Here is a 16,919-nt window from a genome sequence, read left to right as displayed (position 1 = left end):
TTGAATGTTTTCGACTGCCATCTTAGCTACGGGACGAGCCATAACGGAGTGATGGTTAACCTTACTATCCTTAGATTTGAAAACGGGTGTAATAATCTCAGACTTTTCTTCCATACAAAACGACCTCCTATATTGATGTTGTCACCAGTATAGGAGATCGTGCGGTTTATTAATAGACGTATCGCTACGGCGGGCTTACCAAAAAGCTACAGGATATGCAATTGGTATCCGGTATCAAAGCAATCTTGATTGTCCGTCGTTTGGGGGTAAATTCTAGCTTCGAATAATCTCTTAGAAAGTTTAGGTCATAAAACTATCATAATTTTAGCATTTACTATTAGGTAAATCATGATATGATAGAAAATGTTTGAAATTTCTACTTAATGCTTATTAATTTTTCGAGTTATTAAAAAGAAAACGACTTTATAGGATGATATAATTGTTCGAAAATTATTTGGTCAGTAAAAAGCATGCTGGGGTGATTTCTGTCAGTGGATGTTCTTAAAACTGTTAAGGAATCTTCCTTGACCTTATTTCCGAATGTTTTTGAGCGAATTAACTCTAAATAATCAAGGAGTGCCTAAAGAATGCACTTTTAAGCTGCTTTTGACCTCCTAGTTACTGATGAACGGTAATCGTTTTAAAACTAATATGAATTATTTGTCATCTTAATCTTTAAAATGTAAAACCAATCTCTTGATAAATTAATCAGGAAATTTAACAATTAAGATTATTTAGATAGCTGTCAAAAAGTAAGCGAAAATCGCGGTCTGAGCGGGCCTGATTGGTCAACGAATAAGCTTTGCTAAAGCAGGGAAGGGTGTAGGGAGAATCTATCTGCCACAACACAATATATTGTGTTTTTAAATGTCAAGTCTTCTATAGATAGTATTTTGTGCTATGATAAAAATCGTTAATACGAGAGGGGATTTTCAACATGAAGGTACAAATAATCAACGAAAAAGATTTAAATAATCTGACCGACTTAAAAGTTGTTAAGCGTGATGGTACGGTTACCGACTTTTATGCTTACAAGATTGCGCTGGTTTTAGGTGCCTTGCATGCTGATAACCAGACCAAGCAGATCGTAGCAACGACTCTGTTTGAAAACCTAATTAAGAAAACAAGTGTGGAGACGACCACAATTGCGGATCTCTTTGTTGAGGGCCTTCAGGCGGCTGACCATCCCGAAATGGCCAAGCTTTTTTGGGATTACCGGAAGCGTGATGAGGAGGCCTTTGCTGAGGCAACTAACCCGCAGCACAAACTGGAGCAATTATTTGACCGTAATTCCCGGGTAGTGCACGAAAATGCCAATAAGGATAGTCACGTCTTCAATACGCAGCGGGATCTGGAGGCTGGGATGGTTAGCCGGGCACTGGGGCTGCGAATGCTGCCAGAGATTGTTGCTAAGGCGCACCTGCGTGGTGACATTCACTGGCACGACCTGGATTACTCACCGGTAACGCCGGAAACCAACTGCTGCCTGATTGACTTCGATGAGATGTTCAAGCACGGTTTTAAGATTGGGAATGCCTGGGTTTCCTCGCCGCGGTCAATTCAAACGGCCACTGCCCAAATGTCGCAGATCATCGCCAACGTGGCTTCGCTTCAATATGGTGGTTGTTCTGCTAACCGGATTGACCAACTCTTGGAACCATATGCCAAGATTAATTACGAGAAGCACATGAAGGATGCTGAGCAGTGGATTGCGCCCGACAAGCGGGAGGAATTCGCTCGTGCTAAGACCAAGAAGGACATTTATGATGCCATGCAGGCTTTGGAATATGAGATCAACACCCTCTATTCCAGTCAGGGTCAGACGCCATTCACGACCATTAACTTCGGCCTTGGGACCAGCTGGATTGCTCGTGAAATTCAGAAGGCAATTCTGCAAATCCGGATCAAGGGCCTCGGCAAGGAGCACCGGACAGCCATCTTCCCGAAGTTGATCTTTACCCTGAAGCGAGGCTTAAATCTTAACCCGGGTGACCCGAACTACGACATCAAGCAGTTGGCATTGGAGTGCTCTACCAAGCGGATGTACCCTGATCTTTTGATGTATGACAAGATCAAGGAAATTACCGGGAGTTTCAAGACGCCAATGGGGTGCCGGTCCTTCCTACAGGGCTGGACGGATCCTGAGACTGGTAAGGAAGTTAACTCCGGACGGCTGAATCTCGGAGTGGTGACCGTCAACCTGCCACGGATCGCCCTGGAGGCCCACGGTGACAAGCAACTCTTCTGGCAGATTTTCAAGGAAAAGATGCGGATCGCCAAGATTGCCCTGGACTACCGGATTGAACGGACGAAGCAGGCCAAGCCAGAAAACGCACCGCTGCTGTACATGTACGGTGCCTTTGGCAAGCGCCTGAAGAAGACCGATAGCGTTGACGAGGTCTTCAAGAACAGTCGGGCCACGATTTCTCTGGGTTACATTGGACTTTACGAAGTCTGCACGACCTTCTACGGCCCTAACTGGGAACACAATAAGGAAGCCCACGACTTTGCCGTTTCCATTACCAAAGCAATGCATGACCTTTGTGCCAAGTGGGAAGACGAAGAAGGCTATCACTTTAGCCTCTATTCCACACCAGCTGAATCTTTGACCGATACTTTCTGTCAGGATGATATTAAGAAGTTCGGACGGATTGAAAATGTCACTGACAAGGAATACTACACTAATAGTTTCCACTACGACGTTCGTAAGCACCCAACCCCGTTTGAGAAACTTGAATTCGAAGAGGACTTCCCTTATCAGGCTGCCGGTGGTTTTATTCACTACTGCGAATATCCGAACCTGCGGCAGAATCCGAAGGCCTTAGAAGCCGTTTGGGACTGGGCCTACGATCACGTTGGCTACCTTGGAACCAACACGGCGATCGATCAGTGCTTCAAGTGCGGTTTCAAGGGTGAATTTGAACCAACGGCCCAAGGTTTCAAGTGCCCACAGTGTGGCAACTCCGACCCGGCAACTTGTGACGTGGTGAAGCGGACTTGTGGCTACCTGGGGAACCCACAACAACGGCCAATGGTCCACGGCCGGCACGAGGAAATCATTCACCGGGTTAAGCACATGAACTCCGGGATGATCGCTAACGCTGCCGAATTTGAAAAGAATCGGCAGATGGACACCAAGGCCCACGCTGACATCACCGGTGACCAGATTTAATTAAAGTTAGCCGCCAGAGTGGGTTCAACCCCCACCGGAGGCATTCATAGCGATGAAATAGCAAAGAGGCTGGGTTAGTTCCCGGCCTCTTTTTAGATTAAGAGAGGAAAAATTATGGCATACACAGACCCGAAAACCAAAATTCGTTATCCAGAACCCAAGGAATGGCTGGCAGCAGACCGTTCTGCCCAGTACGTTGCAGATTACAAGCCTTTTAACTTTGTCGATGGGGAAGGGGTGCGTTGCAGCGTCTACGTCAGCGGCTGTCTCTTCAATTGTCCCGGCTGCTACAATAAGGCCGCTCAAAACTTTCACTATGGCCAGCCCTATACGCAGGAGCTGGAGGATCAAATCATGGAAGATCTTTCCCAAAGCTACGTCCAGGGGTTGACTCTACTGGGCGGGGAACCCTTCCTAAACACCCAGGTTTGCCTGAAACTAGTTCACCGGTTGCGCAAAGAATTTGGGCACACCAAGGACATTTGGAGCTGGTCCGGCTATACTTGGGACGAAATTTTGCAGGATTCTCCGGACAAACTCGAATTGCTTCACAATCTCGATATCCTGGTCGATGGGCGCTTTGAGCTGGCCAAGAAGGATCTGACCTTGCAGTTCCGGGGAAGCTCTAATCAGCGGATCATCGACGTTCCAAAGTCGCTTGCGGCTGGCAAGGTGGTCATTTGGGATAAGCTAGTGCACTAAATGGGGGGCGCGATAATGGCAGAATTAACAGGTGCCGTTTGGCCAAACGAACCCGGCTGGTTGCAAAAGAAACGGCAGCTGGCGGGGATGCTTAGGGAACGCTTCCCCAAACAAGATCAGCAGGACGAGTTACTGAAGGCGTGGCAGGAACCGATTACCCCTGGTCAATCCACGGGTTGGCTGACCCACGACGGGGATTACGTCGCCCAGCCCTTATCCCAAGCCGTCAATAACTATTCACAAATGCTTCAAGAAAACCTCGCTGAAAAGGCACTCTCCTGGCAGGCAGGGCAACTAAACGCCGCCCACCTCAGCCGGATTGATGGTGGTCAGTTTATTTACGTGCCAGACAAGGCCGTGATTGAGAAGCCGATTGAGCTGGCCCCCACCCTTAGTCTACAAAACCCGCACACCCTGATTATCGTTGGGGCGGGGGCCCGGGTGATCATTCAGGATACGATGACAGTTAATTGCATGCAACCGGTTTTTGCTGGGGTGGAAGTCTTGCTGGGAACTGGCGCTCAAGTCCGTTATCGGCAATTCAATCACTTTGACTGTCCACGAGCTTTTCAAGCGCTGCACGCTTACCAGGCTCACGGCAGTCGGCTGAAAATTGAATATGGTCAGGCGAGCGCAGCCTTTGTATCGACTAGTCTTTACAGCTTTCTCGATGGTGCGCACACTAGCTGGGATGCTCAGGCGGCCGTTCAGGTTAATTGTGGCGGTCACCAGGTTATTCGACCGGTCTTGGACGGTTATGGTCAGGGCAGTCGGGGACAGTTTGAACTTTGGGGACAGGCGATGAATAGTGATGATTTGACCCTCCATGAGCTGCGGACTGGTTCCGGCGAGCCACTGCACCTCGCTGATTCACAGATGCTGGTGGCTCCCGGTAAGCGACTCGGGGACCGGTTACCGGTTGGAAGTTGGTTAAAGAATAAGTTTTAGTTCCCGAAATCATGTTACGGGAAAGTTACAAAAAGGCCCAATTGAATCAAAAAAAGTGGTGATTTGACCAAGTCAAGGTGAAATCACCACTTTTTTAGCGGTCTATGTTACAGTTTGCTAACGGAAAATGAAAACGATGAAAGCCCATTAAAACGCATGTTTGCCAAGCCGCTGCTTCTTTTTTATTACAAATTGTTACGGTTATCCTGAAAATTGATAATCGGGAGTAATCCGCCTGTAATTTACGCGGTGTATAGTATAAACCGTTGATTGATATGAGCGATCAATATTTTGAACAAGATAATCAATTTTAATTTAGAAACTACAGAATTAAAAAGGATGGGATTGAATCTTTATGAAGTTATCTAAACACATCGCTAAAATTACTGCCGCTGTTGCTGGTGCCGTTGCGCTGGGAACCATCGCAACTGCTACCACTGCGAACGCCGACTCAATTTACACGGTGCAAAGTGGTGATACTTTATCAGGAATCTCCTACAAGCTTGGTCATGATCTGAGCTTCGTTGATACCCTGGCTTCCAACAACAACATTGCCAACAAGGACCTGATCTACGTTGGCCAGAAGCTGGTTATCAAGGACGACGGCGAAGTTGCTCCGGCAACCGCTCAAGAAGTTGCTACTCTGCCGAGCGCAACTCCAGAGAACACTGCTAGTGCTGCCGCAAGCCAAAGTGCTACTAGCCAGGCAACCAGTGCTGCCAGTGCCAGCCAAGCCAGTGCAGACCAGGCAACCGTAGCTAGCCAGCCGCAACAAAGCGCTGCCGTTGCTACTAGCACCCAGACTAGCCAGGTTGTTTCTGCTACTGCTCAATACAGCCAGGCTGCTGCAACCAACACGGCTTACACGACTACTAACTCTGGTAGCTATGCTTCTAGTGTCAGTGGTAACGATGCTGCTGCCAAGGCTTGGATCGCCGCTCGTGAATCCGGTGGTTCTTACACCGCTACTAACGGTCAGTACATCGGTAAGTACCAACTTTCCGCTTCTTACCTGAACGGTGACTACTCCGCCGCTAACCAGGAAAAGGTTGCTGACCAATATGTTGCTAGCCGTTACGGTTCCTGGACTGCCGCACAGGCATTCTGGCAATCACACGGTTGGTACTAAAATCTAACCTTAACTAAGAATACTAAAAGGGTGATGACATTAGCGCCATCATCCTTTTTTGATCCTTTCTTTCTGGTGGAGCAGTCGAACCGCGACATAGAAGGCACAGAGAAAGATAAACATTCCGACAATAATGATGATTTTTTTCAGGTCCAGAGTAAAAATCGCGTTGCCGCTGTATGCGTAAATAAAGGCGATCGGCAAGGTTCCCAAACTAACTGCCAGCAGGTAGCCACGTTTAGAAACTTCCAGACCGGTGGCAACGCAATTGACCACCAGGTTAGGGATAAAGGGAACAATGAAGCCCATTGTCAGCCCGAGCAGTGGATAGCGTTGGCGGGTCAGGTAGGAAAAAGCAGGTTTCTGTCGCAGGTTGTCAGTGACGCCGCTGCGGTGAACCAGACTCAAGACGAAGCCGTTGCCAATGATGTTGCCGCACCAATTGATCAGGAAGCCGGCGAGGGGGCCGAAGCAGGCGCCGGTGAAAATGCAAACCACTGAATTGGGTGCGCCGGGCACACTGCAGAGGACGGCGATTACTAGCATTAATAGGAAGACATCCACCAGTTCATGGCGGTGGACGAGGGTGATCAGCTCCGCTTGGTGGGCACTTGACGGGTTGAAGAGCAGGACCAATTCCGGCCAGTAGACCTTGGCCAAGATCAGGCCGAGGACCAGGACTAGGGCCAGGTCGAATAAGAGGCGCTTTTTGGAATGAAGCTGCATTAGGATCACCGTCCTTTCAGAAGTATTATCTCAATTTTAACCCCAACGGATAAATTTTAGCTAGAATATAATTGACCTAACTGTTTCTTTGTTATATGATAATGGCAATCAAATTATAAAACGCTGAGAAAAGATGAGTAACGATCTAATTAACTGGTCCAGAGAGCGGGGAGAGGTGTAAGCCCGTCCGATTGATGATGGTGAAGATGGTCTTGGAGCGGATCGCGGTAGTGAGTCGAACGATAAGCAATCGCGCGGGTTGACCTCGATATCAGGTCTGGGTATGTTAGTACCCATTGAGGATTGGGCTGTGAGGCCCGGTTGAACACGGGTGGTAACACGTTGAAGCGACGTCCCGAAGAGTGGTTTATTCTGCTCTTCGGGACGTTTTTTAGTGGAGAAAGGATGATTCAAATGAGTTTAGAAACGGCAATTTTTGCGGGTGGTTGCTTTTGGTGCATGGTGCAACCCTTCGATACCTATCCGGGAATCGAGAAGGTCGAGTCGGGCTACACCGGTGGCCACGTAGCCAACCCGACCTATGAGCAGGTGAAGTCCGGGACAACTGGGCACACCGAGGCGGTCCGGATTACCTTTGATCCGGCGGTGGTTTCCTATGACGACCTGGTGACGATTTACTGGCACCAGACCGACCCGACGGACGCGATGGGGCAGTTCCAGGACCGGGGCGACAACTACCGGCCGGTGATCTTTGTCAAGAACGAGGAACAACGGCAAATCGCCACGGCCTCGAAGAAACGGCTGGCGGAGAGTGGCCTCTTCGACGAACCGATCGTCACTAGAATTGAGGATGCCCAGCCTTTCTACCTAGCCGAGGACTACCACCAGCAGTTCTACCGGAAGCATCCGGAGCGCTTTGCTGCCGAGGAAGCCGGCGGCCGGGAGCAATTTAGGCAGGAACATTGGAATAAGAAGTAATTAAAGCAGATGAGAACGAAAAGTTTCTCATCTGTCTTTTCTTTAATATAGCAGAGCAATCAAAAACGCCTCGGCAGAGATACCGGGGCGTTGATTTTTAATTCAAATGATTAGTTGTTCATCAGTAGGTTCAGCAGTTCCTGTGCGGATTCGTGCAGGGCTTCCTTGGACTTATCGTTGCCCAGGTGGGTATAGATCTCACCAACGTAGACGCCATCCTTGAAGAACTTGTTGAAGACCTTGTCGATGATCGGCTTTGTCCGCTCCTGTTCCTGAACCGGGCCGAATGGGTTGGCGAAGAAGGTGGTGCTCATGCCGACTTCATCGGTCGTCCCGAGGGCCTTCCGCTTCCCAGCGACGAAGACATCCTTGGCCTCATCTTCGGTCTCAAACTGGTGAATACCAACCTCGCTGCTGTAGTTGTTGGCGTAGAGCCACATGTCAACTGGGTGCTTGGTGATCACCCGTTCGTAGGTGTCGGCCGGGATGATCACCCGGGCGTTCTTTCGTTCAGGGTTGAGGTAAACACCACGGTCCATGTTGTTGAAGGCGACGGCACTGCTCAGGTCGTCGAGCCGAACGAAGGCACCGGTTTCGGTCCCCTGGGCGTAGAGCTTGCCGTCGTCACCAATTGCGAAGCTACCCATATCGTCGAAGATTGTTTCCATTTCAACAATCTTGTCATCGGCGATTTCCTGCAGGGCTTCGATTGATTCGGACTTCCCGGCGCCGGAGTCACCGAAGAAGACCACGTTCTTTTCCTTCCCGTTGGTGAAGCGGATCCGCATCATCGAGCCGTGGATTGGCAGCTTGCCATTGTAGATCTGGTGCAGGTTGTGCAAGGTCAGGCACATCTTCTTCATGTAGCCGAAGTAAGTAGTCTTGTCAGTATATGGCACTTCACCAACCCAGATGTCGTTTTCCTTGTCCAGGTAGTAGTGGGAGACCATCCCTTCCGTCTTTTCGAGACCGAAGAGCAAGATCAGATCCGGCTTTTGACCTTCGATTTCTTCTGGGGATGCCAGTTCGAAGAGGTTGGAGAGGGCGATCCCGTTGACCAGGTAGTCAACGTTGAAGTAGATGTAGGCCAGGCTTTCACCGATCTTGGCTGGGTAGCAGTACCACTGACCCTTTTGACCGTGGAAACGCTTGATTGGGTTTTCGTCAACCGCTGAGAAGACCCCTTCACGCTTGTTGCTCTTGGTGTGCATCATCATTGGTGGACGAAGCATGACGGTGTCGATAAAGTCGATATCCCGTAATTCTTCGTAGCCTTCTGGAATTGGCCAGTTGTTAGGCTGAACCAGCATGGAGGCGTTGGTTGCGGCGTTGACTTCCCGGTAGGTCCGGTTCTTAAAGCCCTGGAGCTTTTCTTCGATGACCCGGTAGAGCTTCCGGACCAGTTCGTTTAAGTGGGTGTCGATGACCTTGAATTCATTGCCGGCGATCTTGCTGTTGTTGTAGTTTACAACGGAAACCCGCAACAAAGAACGGTAGAATGAGTAGAGATCTTCGACGCTGGCCAGGATTTCCTTTGGATCGTAAACATCGTAGGCGCTGCCGTCATTGACTAAGATCTTCTTGATAATTTCAACGTATTCTTCCGGTGTTGCATTATCGAATGCGTCGTCATCGTAATCTGGATTGCGCGAACCAAGATAAAGCTTAACAATGCTTAAAAGTTCTTCACTGTTGACCAGTGAATAGATGTCATTATAGTAAGCTTCACTTAGATTCAAAGTGGCGACACCGCGATCAAGGTTGGCGTAAAGTGCTCTGCTTTGAATCTTTTGACTATTTTCCGTCATCTGTACCATCAATCCTTTCATCTATTAAGGCTTGCACCTATTATAGTTTATTTTTAGAGAAAAATGATAATAAAATTAAAAAAGATTATGAAAATTCCTCGTTTTTGAAGGCCACAGGGCTCAACGGAAGTGTGTTAAAATACTAGTATAATCAACATGTAAGGGGTTAAATTATGGACATCAATTGCGACGATACATTATCAGTTTCTTTGCACCGGGTCTTTAATGCCGACTTGAACGAACATGGGACGGTTTTTGGCGGTCAGATCCTTAAGCTGGTCGATGGTGAGGCTTCGGTGGCGGCAATGCGGGTAACCCGGACGACCGTGGTCACGGCAGCGATGGACCATGTACAATTTTTGCGGCCGTTCAAGCTGCAGGATTCAATGTGCATGGAGGCCTACGTTACCGGAGTGGGGCGCCGTTCTTTGGAAATTTTTGTCAAAGTGATCGGGGAACACCTGATGACGGGTGAGCGTTTTCTCGGTTTTACCTGCTTTATGACCTATGTAATCCAGGATCCAGACCAGCGGATCAAGTATGACCACGTGATTCCACAGACCGATGAGCAACGCGCAATGGTGGCGGGTTATGAAACTCGGCGACTGCACCGGAAGGAAAATCGGCAGTGGCAAAAGACCATCGTGGAGGCGATCACGAAAAAGAAGCCGTGGTTAGCCTAAAGATTACAGGCAGTTTACAGAAATGACGAAAAATGATAACTCCCGGTAATCAGTCCGTAAAGACAATCTAGTATAGTAGTTATCGTTGTCGCGACCAGTTCGGATGGTCGCAGATTTACTATTGAGAAAAAGGATGGATTGATTTTTTTATGAAGTTATCGAAGAAAGCCGCCCAGATTACAGCAGCAATTGCCGGTGCCGTCGCACTGGGAACCGTTGCTACTGCAACAACTGCCAATGCCGATTCAATTTACACGGTTCAGGCAGGGGACACCCTTTCGGGGATTTCTTACAAGTTAGGTCATGACTTAACCTTTGTCGACACGTTGGCGAACAACAATGGGATTGCCGACAAGAACGTCATTTATGTTGGTCAAAAGCTGGTTATCAAGGACGACGGCGAAGTTGCCGTTGCCACTGCTCGCCAAGCAGCTACTTTGCCGAGCGCAACCAGCCAAAACACGACTACGGCTGCACAGTCAGCAAGTACGAACACGACGAGTGCTGCTACTGGTCAGGCAAGCACTACCAACTACTCTTCGAATGTTAGCGGTAGTGAAGCCGCAGCGAAGGCTTGGATTGCTGGCCGTGAATCCGGTGGTTCTTACTCCGCTACCAACGGTCAGTACATTGGTAAGTACCAGCTTTCCTCTTCCTACTTGGGTGGCGACTACTCTGCTGCCAACCAGGAAAGAGTTGCTGATCAGTACGTTGCGAGCCGTTACGGTTCTTGGACTGCCGCACAGGCATTCTGGCAATCACACGGCTGGTACTAAAATATCAGTTAATTAACTTAAAGGGTGATCCTTGGGGATGAGGATCACCCTTTTTTGCGCTCTTATATGACATAAAATTCATATGAAAATAAATTTTGCTAAAAAAGTTATCCCCTAGCACTGTAATTTTAATTGCTGAAAAGCCTTGGGAGAGTAGCAATTAACAATTTGGTCAATAATAGTCAAAACAAAATTAGCACTCTTTGACGATAAGTGCTAAAAAGCTGTTGCATTTCTCCCGGCCGGGATTAAGATAGTAAGTGTAATCAAGATCAAGGTACAGAAAGGAAGAATCAATTATGGCTAATGAAATTCAACGTCGTAACAACAACTTATTCGATAATCTGATGAACATGCGTGATTGGATGAACGATGATTTCTTCTCAGGTTTAACCCCGGTATCTGATCACATGAAGACCGATGTCGCTGAAACCGACAAGGGCTACCAAGTTAAGATCGACATGCCTGGTTTCGCCAAGAAGGACATTCATATTAACTACGCCAACAACATTCTGTCCGTCACTGGTCACCGTGACACCTTCGCCGATGACAGTGACAAGGAAGGCAACATCCTGCATAGCGAACGGAGCTATGGTCAGATGAGTCGTCAGTACCGTCTGCCAGATGTTGACCGGACTAAGGTTAGTGCCCACTACGAGAACGGTGTCTTGACGCTTGACCTGCCAAAGCTGGCCGCAAGTGAGGACAACGACAGCCACATTGAAATTGACTAATCCCCAACCAATCCCAAAAGATAAACTTCAACATTCGCTGCCATCTTAAGGGCGGTGAAGCAATTCTAAAAGACTCCTAGCAAAAATGTTAGGAGCCTTTTTTGATACCCGTAGAGAGGGGAAGACCATTTTTGTTTACTGCGGCTAAAAAGCCATCGGAGACGAGGGCGGTGATCATTTTACCAATCATTTCCGGCGATTCTTGTTCGCCATCACTGACCCACTTGCTAATGGTCATCACGATCCCACCCACGAAGAAGGTGAGGGCATAGTTGACTTTAGTGGTGTCTTCAAGGCCCATGACTTCCCGATAAAAGGGAACGAGGGCCTCTTGCAGCCTTTGCTTGGTGTGGGGCGAATTAGGGCTTAGAAAGAGAACCTTAAAATCTCTGCCATCCATTTTAAGAAGGCGAGCAAAGAAGTAGGCCATGTTAGCAATCTGCTTCCCGGTTTGAAGATTGTTGCGGACAATTTGACAGTAGCTATCTAAGAGCGCGTTTTCAAACTGCTCCTGAAGATCGTAGGCGTCTTTGAAGTAGTAGTAAAAAGTGCTGCGGTTCACCTGCGCTTCTTTGATGATTTTTGTGACCGTGATTTGGGTGATTGGGGATTGAATGTACAACTTCTTGAAAGTGTTCACAATCTTGCTTTTACCACGATTAGCTGACATAGGGCAACCTCACTTTCCCGACAGTTTCACCGAGATTAACGGTACTATCAAAACTAATGCAATTATATCATTGCATTGTAAACAATAATCAATCAAAGAACGAATGGGAGGATGACTCAAATGCAGCAATTCGATTTACGGGTCACAATTAATGGCAATCCGGTTTCTCAGGCAGCAATTCAGGCCAACGAGCTTGAACGTTATCACGCAGCGGCAACACTATTGGTTGACCGACTAAATCAGCAGCAAGACGCGATCGCAGTTGACCGCGCGGCAGTCAGCAAAGTGGACCAACTGAACCAGGATCCGCACGTTTCATTGGCGGAAATTAAGGCGGCCGTTGTTGACTTAAAAATGAAGATTGGTGACGAGCAAATGCGGCGGCTGCTGCAAGCAGACACCCAGTATATGAGCAATCAATACAGTAAGTTGCCTAAGCCGGCTCATTCGTACAATCAAGCCCACGTGGTAATCGGGGCAACGGGCATCAGCATGGAAGAATTCTTCGGCTGGTGGGCAGGACGCAAGACGGTTAACGATGAACGGCAAATGCTGATTGCCAATCCAGAGCACTACTTGGTGGCGACGACCCAGGTTAATGGCAGCCAGGGGCAGGAACTGATTGAAACCATGGGGGAATTCGAAAAAACGATGTACTACAACCTGCATTTCACGAATGATCCGGACAACTACCCAATCCCGCGGAATGAATCTTATCCGAAGTTCATGTGCGTCGTCGGTCACGACGTTGCCACGGGAAAGGATGCCGGAATTACGGCCTTCCACCAATTTAAGGACGAAAACGGCCACTTCAAGGCAAATCTGAACCTGTTCTTCTCCACGGCGCTGCCAAAGGAACTGGCCACGGGCCACGTTTTGCACCTCGCAATTGAATTTAGCAATTGGATTCGGGCAGCACATAATAACGACCAAAATTAAGGGGGATTTCAAAATGACTCAAAAATTAACCGATCGGGTAGCCTTGATTACCGGTGCGGCAAGCGGGATGGGGAAGATCACCGCCGAATTATTTGCGCGTGAGGGCGCCTTCGTCTACATCGGGGATCGCGATCAAAAGCAGGCTGAGCAGGTTGTCGAAAAAATTACGAACGCGGGTGGCCAAGCGGACTTCCTTAAATTAGACGTCACCAGCGAGGAAGACTGGCAAGCAGCAGTTCAAAAGCTTGATCGACTTGACATCCTCGTCAACAATGCCGGAATTGATACCCACAGCACGCTTGAGGCCGGGACGTTAGCGGATTGGAACCAGACCCTCGCCGTTAATCTGACGGGACCGATGCTCGGCATGAAGGCGACCCTGCCGCTGCTCAAGGAGAGCGATCACGCCTCGGTTGTGAACATTGGCTCGATGGCCGGAGAGGTGGGGCATCCCTTCACGGCCTACTCGACTTCCAAGTGGGGCGTGCGGGGCTTAACCAAGTCGGCCGCCTACTTATTTGAAAAGTACGGGATTCGGGTCAATGCCGTTCATCCCGGCCTGGTGCACACGCCACTGGTGGCCGCAATGTATGACAAATTTGCTCAGGCAATTCCGGGCGGCCGGGGCGCCGAGCCAATTGAAATCGCCCGGGTGACGCTCTTTTTGGCCAGTGACGATTCGCAATACATCAATGCGACGGACCAGGTGGTTGATAACGGGGCCACTCAGCTTGGCCTGTACAAGGGCATCATGCGAAACGTTAATCAGGACTAAATGAAAAAGGCGGTAACCCGAAAAACGAGTTACCGCTTTTATTTTGGCAATTCTAGAACGCCTCGATGATGTGCATGATCCCAAAGACCATCAGCAACAAGGAGATCAGCCAGACAATCGTCATTGCGGACATCATCGGGCTGAAGAGCAGGATGATTCCCAAGATGACGCTTAAGACCCCGAGGATCACCAGCCAGGTCGAATAGCCCCGGTGGAACTCCCGGAAGAGTCCGGCCGCCTTGATCTGCATGACGGAATCAATGATGAACCAGATGGCAAACAGGATGGCGATGTAGAGGACTCCCCAGTTCGGGTAGACCAGGACAATGATCCCCAAAATAATGTCCAGGATCGCGGTGAACATCAGCCAGCCGGAACCCTCATTGAGCACCCGGTTGACGAATTGCCGGAACCACAGTTCGTAGATTCCCCGCAGGATAAAAGCGATTCCGACAAGAATTGCCAGGAAATGCAGGGTCTTGTCCGGGTGCATTAGGGATGCAATCCCGGCCAGGACGAAGAGAATTCCGACAATCAGACTAAACCAATCAAACTTCTTTTGTTCATAAAGCATGGTTACCCCTCCTTCCAACTGCTTGATAATTCTTATCATAAGGCAGTTTGAACAGCAGTACAATAGAAAACGGACCGGTCGGTGCAATGTGTCTTTTAAGTAGACAATTGCGGACGACTGGTCCGCTCTTTTTTACAAATGTTCCTTGATGCCGTGGGGGAAGTCCTTGTCGATTTCCTTGAGAATCGGCAGCAGATAATTAACGTATTCATGGTAGGCCTCGATTGGCTTGAGGTCCTTGGCGTGGGCCTGCATTAGGGCGATGGCAATATCATGGGCCCGTTGTTCATTAGAAATCATTTTATTCACCTCAATGTTATAGTGTAGCAAACTTTACCTATTTGAGCACAAAATAATGGAGAAATTTATGACCGCCGTTTTGGTCGAGCAGGATCATTAATGAGAATCCAACGATGGCCCCCAGGGTGTTAGTAATCAGGTCGTCGATGTCGGCGAGACGCTGGAGGTTAAAAAGCCAGTCACAAACGAATTGATTGCTTTCGATGAAGAGACTGAAGAGCAGGCCCCAGCCGATGGCGCCTTCAAAGCGGCGCTGAGGGTTGATCAAGAAGAGGTAGGCGCCCAACGGAAGGGTCATCACGATGTTGAGGAAAAATTCTAGACTGAAGCCCTGAAAGGGGACCGCGTTGAAGGGAATGCCGTGAAAGTAGAAAAGAATTTTGGGTGCCGACGGAAAGGAGAACTGGGCCGGGGTCAGGCAGAGCCAGTAGATTGCCACCAAGTAGATCAAGAAGGTGACAATGGTTACTCGCTGGCCAGCAGTTCGACAGCGCTGGCGGAGCGGCCAGCGCCAAAAAAGAATTAAGGTCAAAAGAAAATAGGTCGTGAATGGAATCCAGGATCGCAAAAAGATTACTCCTCACAAAAAATTAGGTATACAATATAGGTTCAATGATATCGCACGGGCGCCTTGATGAACAGGTGCCGGCGAAAATTGCATAGGAGTGAATGGAAAATGAGTGAGAAGCAGCAGATGCAGCGACGACTCAAGAGTCGCCACATCGAGCTGATGGCCCTGGGCGGTACGATTGGGACCGGCCTGTTCTTAGGGGCCGGCAAAGGGATCCGGGTGGCCGGGCCATCGATTTTGCTGGCGTATCTGATTACCGGGATTGTCTGCTTTGGCATCATGCGGGCCCTGGGGGAGCTATTGCTTTCCAATCTGAACTACCGGTCCTTCATGGAAGCGATCCGGGACTACCTTGGCCCCCGGATAAGCTTTGTGACCGGTTGGGCCTACTGGGTTTGCTGGCTGGCCTTGGCGATGGCGGAGATTACGGCGATCGGCCTCTACATTCGGATCTGGTTGCCCCACCTGCCCCAGTGGATTCCCGGGGTAATTACCCTGGTGATCTTTTTGTGTTTGAACCTGATCACCGTCGACGTTTTCGGCGAAATCAACTTTTGGTTCGCCTTGATTAAGATCTTGGCAATCATTATCCTGGTGGCGGTCGGGATCTTCATGATGCTGATCCAGTTCAAGTCCAAGGGGGGCTATGTCGCCTCACCAGCCAACCTGGTCCGCTACGGAGGCTTCTTCCCAACTGGCCTGCACGGCTTCGTTCTGTCCTTTCAGATGGTCGTCTTCGCTTTTGTCGGCATTGAGATGGTCGGCGTGACCGCGGCGGAGGCCGAAAATCCCCGCCAGGTCCTCCCCAAGGCGATCAACCATATCGCTGTGTTGATTCTGCTTTTCTACCTGGGAGCCCTGGCCGTTATCATGTGCATCTATCCCTGGAACCAGTTGTCGCCAAACAACAGTCCCTTTGTCCTCGTCTTTCGCGACGCCGGGCTGCGGGGCGCGGCCAGCATCGTGAACTTCGTGGTCATCACCGCGGCAGCCTCGGCCTGCAACAGCTCGATCTACACGACCGGGCGGATGTTGGCGGAATTGACGGCCGATGCCCATCGGCCGGCCATCCAGAAGATCAGCCAGCTTTCCAAACGGGCAGTTCCGGCGCGAGCGGTCGTGATTTCCTGCCTAGTAATCGGCCTGGCCGCTATCCTGAACATGGTGATGCCGAGTGGGGTTTTCACCTTTGTTTCCAGCATTGCCACGACCAGCTTTCTCTTCATCTGGGCCGCCATCATCGCCGCTCATCTGCGTTACATCAAACAATGCCCCGCAAAGCGGCAGTTTAAGATGCCGGGGGCACCGTTAACTGATTACCTGGTCCTGGTCTTTCTGGTCTTCGTGCTGGTGGTTCTTTGCATGGAACGCCAAACCTTGGAGGCCTTGATCCTGACCCTGGTCTGGTTTGCCATCCTTGGCGTCGTCTCGTTAAGTCAACGAGAAACTGAATAGAAAATAAAAAATCATCGC

At 49.4% G+C, this 16,919-nt stretch carries 17 protein-coding genes; 11 read left to right on the top strand and 6 right to left on the bottom strand.

Annotated features, from left to right (window positions below):
* The first annotated feature begins 937 nt into the window (after positions 1–937).
* The 4 genes from nrdD (at position 938) to apf (OCT58_RS06395) (ending at position 5,951) form a co-directional block, all read left to right on the top strand.
* Entirely contained in the window at positions 938–3,172 is a 2,235-nt protein-coding gene (gene nrdD, locus OCT58_RS06410) for an anaerobic ribonucleoside-triphosphate reductase (protein WP_267202052.1), read from the top strand.
* A gap of 114 nt (positions 3,173–3,286) precedes the next feature.
* Entirely contained in the window at positions 3,287–3,874 is a 588-nt protein-coding gene (gene nrdG, locus OCT58_RS06405) for an anaerobic ribonucleoside-triphosphate reductase activating protein (protein WP_267202051.1), read from the top strand.
* A 15-nt stretch (positions 3,875–3,889) separates the two neighbouring features.
* A complete protein-coding gene (locus tag OCT58_RS06400; RefSeq protein WP_267202050.1) occupies positions 3,890–4,822 on the top strand; it encodes a SufD family Fe-S cluster assembly protein in 933 nt (310 codons plus the stop codon).
* A 355-nt stretch (positions 4,823–5,177) separates the two neighbouring features.
* The gene (gene apf, locus OCT58_RS06395) at positions 5,178–5,951 is read left to right on the top strand and encodes an aggregation-promoting factor (RefSeq protein ID WP_267202049.1); all 774 of its coding nucleotides are present in this window, start codon (positions 5,178–5,180) and stop codon (positions 5,949–5,951) included.
* 48 nt (positions 5,952–5,999) lie between these two features.
* Here the strand turns inward: apf (OCT58_RS06395) and OCT58_RS06390 are convergent, their stop codons facing one another.
* A complete protein-coding gene (locus OCT58_RS06390) occupies positions 6,000–6,677 on the bottom strand; it encodes a TVP38/TMEM64 family protein (protein ID WP_267202048.1) in 678 nt (225 codons plus the stop codon).
* 414 nt (positions 6,678–7,091) lie between these two features.
* Here OCT58_RS06390 and msrA point away from each other — a divergent pair, with 414 nt between their 5' ends.
* Positions 7,092–7,616: a peptide-methionine (S)-S-oxide reductase MsrA gene (gene msrA, locus OCT58_RS06385; RefSeq protein ID WP_267202047.1), complete on the top strand. Its 525-nt coding sequence runs from the start codon at positions 7,092–7,094 to the stop codon at positions 7,614–7,616.
* A gap of 110 nt (positions 7,617–7,726) precedes the next feature.
* Here the strand turns inward: msrA and OCT58_RS06380 are convergent, their stop codons facing one another.
* Positions 7,727–9,424 carry a phosphoenolpyruvate carboxykinase (ATP) gene (locus OCT58_RS06380; protein ID WP_267202046.1) on the bottom strand — a complete coding sequence of 566 codons (1,698 nt, stop codon included), beginning with the start codon at positions 9,422–9,424 and terminating at the stop codon, positions 7,727–7,729.
* Between the two features lie 173 nt (positions 9,425–9,597).
* Here OCT58_RS06380 and OCT58_RS06375 point away from each other — a divergent pair, with 173 nt between their 5' ends.
* From OCT58_RS06375 to OCT58_RS06365, 3 genes are all read left to right on the top strand, one after another.
* A complete protein-coding gene (locus OCT58_RS06375; RefSeq protein WP_305069102.1) occupies positions 9,598–10,107 on the top strand; it encodes an acyl-CoA thioesterase in 510 nt (169 codons plus the stop codon).
* A gap of 149 nt (positions 10,108–10,256) precedes the next feature.
* Positions 10,257–10,883, top strand: coding sequence for an aggregation-promoting factor (gene apf, locus OCT58_RS06370; protein ID WP_267202045.1), 627 nt, complete (start codon positions 10,257–10,259; stop codon positions 10,881–10,883).
* Between the two features lie 299 nt (positions 10,884–11,182).
* Entirely contained in the window at positions 11,183–11,617 is a 435-nt protein-coding gene (locus tag OCT58_RS06365) for an Hsp20/alpha crystallin family protein (RefSeq protein ID WP_267202044.1), read from the top strand.
* 88 nt (positions 11,618–11,705) lie between these two features.
* Here OCT58_RS06365 and OCT58_RS06360 read toward each other — a convergent pair whose 3' ends face one another.
* A complete protein-coding gene (locus tag OCT58_RS06360; RefSeq protein ID WP_267202043.1) occupies positions 11,706–12,287 on the bottom strand; it encodes a TetR/AcrR family transcriptional regulator in 582 nt (193 codons plus the stop codon).
* A gap of 120 nt (positions 12,288–12,407) precedes the next feature.
* Here OCT58_RS06360 and OCT58_RS06355 point away from each other — a divergent pair, with 120 nt between their 5' ends.
* On the top strand, positions 12,408–13,226 hold the full coding sequence (locus OCT58_RS06355; protein WP_267202042.1) for a hypothetical protein: 819 nt from the start codon (positions 12,408–12,410) through the stop codon (positions 13,224–13,226).
* A gap of 13 nt (positions 13,227–13,239) precedes the next feature.
* The gene (locus tag OCT58_RS06350) at positions 13,240–14,001 is read left to right on the top strand and encodes an SDR family NAD(P)-dependent oxidoreductase (protein WP_267202041.1); all 762 of its coding nucleotides are present in this window, start codon (positions 13,240–13,242) and stop codon (positions 13,999–14,001) included.
* A gap of 52 nt (positions 14,002–14,053) precedes the next feature.
* Here OCT58_RS06350 and OCT58_RS06345 read toward each other — a convergent pair whose 3' ends face one another.
* From OCT58_RS06345 to OCT58_RS06335, 3 genes are all read right to left on the bottom strand, one after another.
* The gene (locus OCT58_RS06345; protein ID WP_267202040.1) at positions 14,054–14,575 is read right to left on the bottom strand and encodes an HdeD family acid-resistance protein; all 522 of its coding nucleotides are present in this window, start codon (positions 14,573–14,575) and stop codon (positions 14,054–14,056) included.
* A 132-nt stretch (positions 14,576–14,707) separates the two neighbouring features.
* Positions 14,708–14,875, bottom strand: coding sequence for a hypothetical protein (locus tag OCT58_RS06340; protein WP_267202039.1), 168 nt, complete (start codon positions 14,873–14,875; stop codon positions 14,708–14,710).
* A gap of 37 nt (positions 14,876–14,912) precedes the next feature.
* The gene (locus OCT58_RS06335) at positions 14,913–15,443 is read right to left on the bottom strand and encodes a VanZ family protein (RefSeq protein ID WP_267202038.1); all 531 of its coding nucleotides are present in this window, start codon (positions 15,441–15,443) and stop codon (positions 14,913–14,915) included.
* A gap of 108 nt (positions 15,444–15,551) precedes the next feature.
* Here OCT58_RS06335 and OCT58_RS06330 point away from each other — a divergent pair, with 108 nt between their 5' ends.
* A complete protein-coding gene (locus OCT58_RS06330) occupies positions 15,552–16,901 on the top strand; it encodes an amino acid permease (protein WP_267202037.1) in 1,350 nt (449 codons plus the stop codon).
* Positions 16,902–16,919 lie beyond the last annotated feature (18 nt).

This window comes from Limosilactobacillus kribbianus, from assembly GCF_026413145.1.
In the GTDB taxonomy this organism is placed as follows: domain Bacteria; phylum Bacillota; class Bacilli; order Lactobacillales; family Lactobacillaceae; genus Limosilactobacillus; species Limosilactobacillus kribbianus.
This window is presented reverse-complemented; position numbering and strand designations above follow the sequence as displayed.

Bases quoted from the DNA above. Each gene is read 5' to 3' on its own strand.
- OCT58_RS06345 (WP_267202040.1), bottom strand. From the start codon at position 14,575: ATGCTTTATGAACAAAAGAAGTTTGATTGGTTTAGTCTGATTGTCGGA.
- OCT58_RS06400 (WP_267202050.1), top strand. From the start codon at position 3,890: ATGGCAGAATTAACAGGTGCCGTTTGGCCAAACGAACCCGGCTGGTTG.
- msrA (WP_267202047.1), top strand. From the start codon at position 7,092: ATGAGTTTAGAAACGGCAATTTTTGCGGGTGGTTGCTTTTGGTGCATG.
- OCT58_RS06380 (WP_267202046.1), bottom strand. From the start codon at position 9,424: ATGACGGAAAATAGTCAAAAGATTCAAAGCAGAGCACTTTACGCCAAC.
- OCT58_RS06355 (WP_267202042.1), top strand. From the start codon at position 12,408: ATGCAGCAATTCGATTTACGGGTCACAATTAATGGCAATCCGGTTTCT.
- nrdD (WP_267202052.1), top strand. From the start codon at position 938: ATGAAGGTACAAATAATCAACGAAAAAGATTTAAATAATCTGACCGAC.
- apf (WP_267202049.1), top strand. From the start codon at position 5,178: ATGAAGTTATCTAAACACATCGCTAAAATTACTGCCGCTGTTGCTGGT.
- OCT58_RS06375 (WP_305069102.1), top strand. From the start codon at position 9,598: ATGGACATCAATTGCGACGATACATTATCAGTTTCTTTGCACCGGGTC.
- OCT58_RS06330 (WP_267202037.1), top strand. From the start codon at position 15,552: ATGAGTGAGAAGCAGCAGATGCAGCGACGACTCAAGAGTCGCCACATC.
- nrdG (WP_267202051.1), top strand. From the start codon at position 3,287: ATGGCATACACAGACCCGAAAACCAAAATTCGTTATCCAGAACCCAAG.
- apf (WP_267202045.1), top strand. From the start codon at position 10,257: ATGAAGTTATCGAAGAAAGCCGCCCAGATTACAGCAGCAATTGCCGGT.
- OCT58_RS06350 (WP_267202041.1), top strand. From the start codon at position 13,240: ATGACTCAAAAATTAACCGATCGGGTAGCCTTGATTACCGGTGCGGCA.
- OCT58_RS06340 (WP_267202039.1), bottom strand. From the start codon at position 14,875: ATGATTTCTAATGAACAACGGGCCCATGATATTGCCATCGCCCTAATG.
- OCT58_RS06390 (WP_267202048.1), bottom strand. From the start codon at position 6,677: ATGCAGCTTCATTCCAAAAAGCGCCTCTTATTCGACCTGGCCCTAGTC.
- OCT58_RS06360 (WP_267202043.1), bottom strand. From the start codon at position 12,287: ATGTCAGCTAATCGTGGTAAAAGCAAGATTGTGAACACTTTCAAGAAG.
- OCT58_RS06365 (WP_267202044.1), top strand. From the start codon at position 11,183: ATGGCTAATGAAATTCAACGTCGTAACAACAACTTATTCGATAATCTG.